This window comes from Pseudomonas sp. SIMBA_067 (assembly GCF_046534675.1).
In the GTDB taxonomy this organism is placed as follows: domain Bacteria; phylum Pseudomonadota; class Gammaproteobacteria; order Pseudomonadales; family Pseudomonadaceae; genus Aquipseudomonas; species Aquipseudomonas putida.
On sequence record NZ_JAWRYH010001169.1, the window covers coordinates 1 to 243 of the forward strand.

Below are 243 nucleotides of genomic sequence, written 5' to 3' on the forward strand. Positions count from 1 at the left end.
TTCGAAAGGCCCAGGTTTGCTATCGGCGTAACAACGCCCGACGAGGTGCTAGTGATGATGCGCCCCCAGCCGCGTTCTCGCATGCCCGGCAGAATCATGTCTGTGATGCCGATCACCGAAATTACCATCGACTCGAATGCATTGCGCCACACGTCCGCGTCGTGACCAAAAGCCGGTCCCGGCGGCGGCCCGCCGGTGTTGTTGACGAGGATGTCGATGCCGCCGAAGCGCGCCAGGATTGCC

1 protein-coding gene is annotated in these 243 nt (G+C 62.1%); it reads right to left on the minus strand.

What is annotated here, in order from left to right; genetic code table 11:
- Positions 1–243, minus strand: a 243-nt coding sequence (locus SB765_RS32960) for an SDR family NAD(P)-dependent oxidoreductase (protein WP_410932940.1), incomplete at both ends; no start/stop codon positions are given.